General features: G+C 75.8%; 3 protein-coding genes and 1 pseudogene. 1 reads left to right on the plus strand and 3 read right to left on the minus strand.

Translation table 11 applies throughout. The features are described from left to right. Both BG452_RS31055 and BG452_RS31060 read right to left on the minus strand, forming a co-directional pair. A pseudogene (locus tag BG452_RS31055) lies at nucleotides 1–862 on the minus strand (ABC transporter permease); the annotation flags it as partial. Then, nucleotides 859–1,785, minus strand: coding sequence for an ABC transporter ATP-binding protein (locus BG452_RS31060; RefSeq protein ID WP_188307688.1), 927 nt, complete (start codon nucleotides 1,783–1,785; stop codon nucleotides 859–861). The pseudogene BG452_RS31055 and the gene BG452_RS31060, both read right to left, overlap by 4 nt. Nucleotides 1,786–1,879: 94 nt before the next feature. Here BG452_RS31060 and BG452_RS31065 point away from each other — a divergent pair, with 94 nt between their 5' ends. Continuing rightward, nucleotides 1,880–2,434 carry a GbsR/MarR family transcriptional regulator gene (locus tag BG452_RS31065; protein ID WP_317621302.1) on the plus strand — a complete coding sequence of 185 codons (555 nt, stop codon included), beginning with the start codon at nucleotides 1,880–1,882 and terminating at the stop codon, nucleotides 2,432–2,434. Nucleotides 2,435–2,541: 107 nt separating this feature from the next. Here BG452_RS31065 and BG452_RS31070 read toward each other — a convergent pair. Further along, on the minus strand, nucleotides 2,542–3,769 hold a 1,228-nt coding region (locus BG452_RS31070), incomplete at its 5' end, for a hypothetical protein (protein ID WP_411293050.1).

The raw sequence follows: 3,769 nt of genomic DNA on the forward strand, positions 1-3,769 counted from the left end.
GCCCGGCGCCGACGTCGCGGCGGGTGCTCAGCGCGAACCCGGCCGCGGCGGTGACGGCGGCCAGTGCCAGCGCGGGCGGCAACGGCCACCAGCGGTCGTCGACGAAGGGGTAGCCGCGCTGCAGCCAGCCGATCGGGGAGGCCCAGGAGAGCCCGGTCCCGCCGGCGTCCCCGGCGGCGCGCAGCGCGTAGGCGGCGCCGAGCACGGCCAGGGCCAGCCCGGAGGCCGTCCGGGTGTGCGCGGTGATCTGCGCGGTGACGGCGGCCACCGTGCCGAACAGCAGCCCGCCGACGGCGGTCGCGGCGCCGAAGAGCAGGGCGCCGCCGCCGGTCAGTCCGGGGATGCCGAGGCCGGGCAGGCCGACGGCGAGCAGCAGACCGAGCGCGAGGTCGGCGACGGCGGCGGTGGCCAGCGCGGCGGCCAGCTGGGCGTGTCGACCGACGGCGGCCGAGCGGACCAGTTCGGCGCGGCCGCTCTCCTCCTCGGCCCGGGTGTGCCGGGTGACGGTCAGGACGCTCAGCAGGCCGGCCAGGACGACCAGCAGGCCGAGCAGCCGGTGGCCGAGCATCGCGCCCCAGGTGTAGTCGGCCAGGTAGTGGGCCGGGCCGGTCATGGCGAGCACGGCCGGGCTGCCCGAGCCACGGGCGATCGCGGCGCGGTCGGCGGCGGTCGGGTAGACGGTGTGGGCGCTGTCAGCGGTGGCCAGGGTGAGCAGCGCGAGGCCGAGCACCCAGGCGGACAGCCGGACCCGGTCGCGGCGCAGCGCGAAGCGCAGCAGGGTGGCGGTGCCGGCCAGGGTGCCGGGCCCGCCGGTGCGGTCCGGCCCGGTGCGCCGGGCGGTGGGTGGGGTGGTGGTGGTCATCGGACGGCCTCGGGATCGGGGCGGTGCCCGTTGGCGGCCAGCTCGTCGCCGTAGTGGCGCAGCATCAGCTCCTCCAGCGTGGGCGGGTGGCTGACCAGGGTGCGCAGCCCGGCCTCGCTCAGCCTTCGTACCGCGGCGTCGAGCCGGGCGCCGTCGACGGCGAACCGGACCCGCCGGCCGTCGGTGCGCAGGGCGTGCACGCCCGCCAGCGCCTCCAGCCCGGTGACCGGGCGGTCGGTCTCCGCCTCCACGGTGGTGCGGGTGAGGTGGCGGAGTTCGGTCAGGGTGCCGCTCTCCACCACCCGGCCCTGCCGGATGATGCTGACCCGGTCGCCCAGCTTCTCCACCTCGTCCAGGACGTGGCTGGAGAGCAGGACGGTGCGGCCCCGCGCCTTGGCCTGCCGGACGACGTCCTGGAAGACCACCTCCATCAGCGGGTCCAGGCCGGAGGTCGGCTCGTCCAGCAGCAGGAGTTCGGCGTCGGAGGCGAGGGCGGCGACGATGGCGACCTTCTGCCGGTTGCCCTTGGAGTAGCTGCGGCCCTTCTTGGTCGGGTCGAGGTCGAAGCGCTCGATCAGTTCGTCCCGGCGGCGCCGGTCGAGCCGGCCGCGCAGCCGGGAGAGCAGGTCGATGGCCTCGCCACCGGTGAGGTTGGGCCACAGCTCGACGTCGCCGGGGACGTAGGCGAGGCGGCGGTGCAGCTCGACGGCGTCGCTCCACGGGTCCTTGCCGAGCAGCTGGGCGCTGCCGCCGTCCACGCGCAGCAGACCGAGCAGGACGCGGAGGGTGGTGGACTTCCCGGCTCCGTTGGGGCCGAGGAAGCCGTGGACCTCGCCGGTCTCGACGGTGAGGTCGAGGCCGTCCAGTGCGGTGGTCCGGCCGAAGGTCTTGCGCAGGCCGGACAGGATGATGGCCTTGGTCATGCTTCCGAAGCTACCGTAGTTTCAGAAAAACGTGAATATTGGAAAGCATTAAGGTGCGAGCAGGGGATGGATGATCGCCGGAGAGGGGCGAGTGGTGGAGCAGACACCGCGGAAGGCGCGGGAGCAGGCACCGAAGAGCGCGCCGGAGCAGGCGGCGCAGGGGGCGCCGTGGCACGGGCGCGAGCGGGCCGTGTCGGACTTCGTCGAGCGGTTCGCGGCCGAGTTGGTGGTCGCGGGCATGGGCCGGATGCCGTCCCGGATCTTCTCCTGCCTGATGGCCGAGGAGAGCGGTGTGCTGACCTCCGCCGAGCTCTCCGAGCGCCTGCAGATCAGCCCGGCTGCCGTCTCCGGCGGGATGCGCTACCTGATCCAGGTCGGGCTGGTCGCCAAGGAGCGCGAGCCCGGCTCGCGGCGTGACCGCTACCGGGTGCTCAACGACGTCTGGTTCGAGTCGCTGACCCGGCGCGACGAACTGCTGCTGCGCTGGGTCCGGGTGCTCAAGGAGGGTGAACTGGCCGTCGGCGTGGGCACGGTGGCGGCGGAGCGGCTGGCGGAGAGCGCGGCCTTCTTCGAGTTCATGATCGACGAGCTGCACGGGATGCTCGGCCGCTGGCGCGAGCACCGGGCGGGGCTGACGACGGGGAAGTAGACCCTCCGGCGGGGCGCGGTCCCGGGGAACGCGCCGACGGCGGCAGAGCGGGCCCCTGCGGGCCGGCCTGCCGCCGTCGGTGCTTGGCGGTGCCTGTTCGCGCGCGGTTAGTTCTTCACGGTCGCCGAGGGGGAGGGCGACAGCGAGGAGCTGGGCGTGCCGGTCGGTGCGGCGGACGCGGTGGCGCCGGGGGTTGCCGTGGCGCTCGGGCTGGCGTTCGGCGTGGGCGTCGGGCAGCCGCTGGGAGTGGCCGTCGGCGACGGGGTGCCGCTCGGCGTGGCCGTCGGGGACGGCGTGCCGGTGGGCGTGGCCGTGCCGGTGGGCGTCGCGGTCGCCGTCGGGCTCGGGCAGGACGTCGGCGTACCCGTCGGGGTGCCGGTCGGCGTGGCCGTCGAGGTCGGCGTGCCGGTGGGCGTGGTCGTCGGGGTGGCCGTCGGACTCGCGGAGGGCGAGGGCGAACCACCGGGAGTCGGCGTGGTGGTCGGCGTGGTGGTCGGCTGCGCGGACGGCGTCGGGGTCGGCGTCACCGGCGGCACGGTCGGCTGGCCGTCGGGCGTCGGGCCGGTGCCGGCACCGTCGTTGCCGGTCGGGGTAGCGCCCGAGGTGCCGGTGCCGCCGGACGGCCGGAGGAACGGCGACGGCGAGGAGTCGGGCAGGGTCGGGACGCCGGGGCGGTCCGCGACGGTGGTGACCGCGCCGCTGCCGAAGTGGGCCATCCAGTTGCGGACGGTGCCCAGGTACTCGGTGGAGTTGTTGTAGCTGAGGATCGCCCGGTCCAGCTGGGCCGGATCGGAGAGGTCCCGGCCGCCCGCGCACAGGTAGCGGCCCGCGGTCTCGGCGGCGTCGAAGATGTTGTTCGGGTCGGCGGTGCCCTTGCCGGTGGCGTCCACGCCCCAGGAGGCCCAGGTGGAGGGGATGAACTGCATCGGGCCGACCGCGCGGTCCCAGCGCGGGTCGCCGTCGTAGCGGCCGCCGTCGGTGTCGGGTATCGCGGCGAAGCCGTTGCCGTCCAGCGCCGGGCCGAGGATCGGGGTGAGCGTCTTGCCGGCGGCGTCCACCTGGCCGCCGTTGGCCTGGCCGGACTCGACCTGGCCGATCGCGGCGAGCAGCTGCCAGGGCAGGTGGCAGCCCGGCGAGCGCTGCGCCAGCGAGGCCTCGGCCTGGCGGTAGGCGGCGAAGACGGTGGCGGGCAGCGAGGCGCCGGTGGCGGCGAAGGGGCCGGCCGAGGGCAGGCCGGGCTGGGTGCCGGGCGGCTGCGGGAGCTGCACGGCGCTGCCGCCGTCGGCCGGAGTGCCGGGGACGCCGGTGGCGGGGCCGCCGAACGGGGTGGCGGGG

Origin of the sequence: Streptomyces sp. CBMA123, from assembly GCF_014596465.1 — a bacterium.
Lineage (GTDB): Bacteria > Actinomycetota > Actinomycetes > Streptomycetales > Streptomycetaceae > Kitasatospora.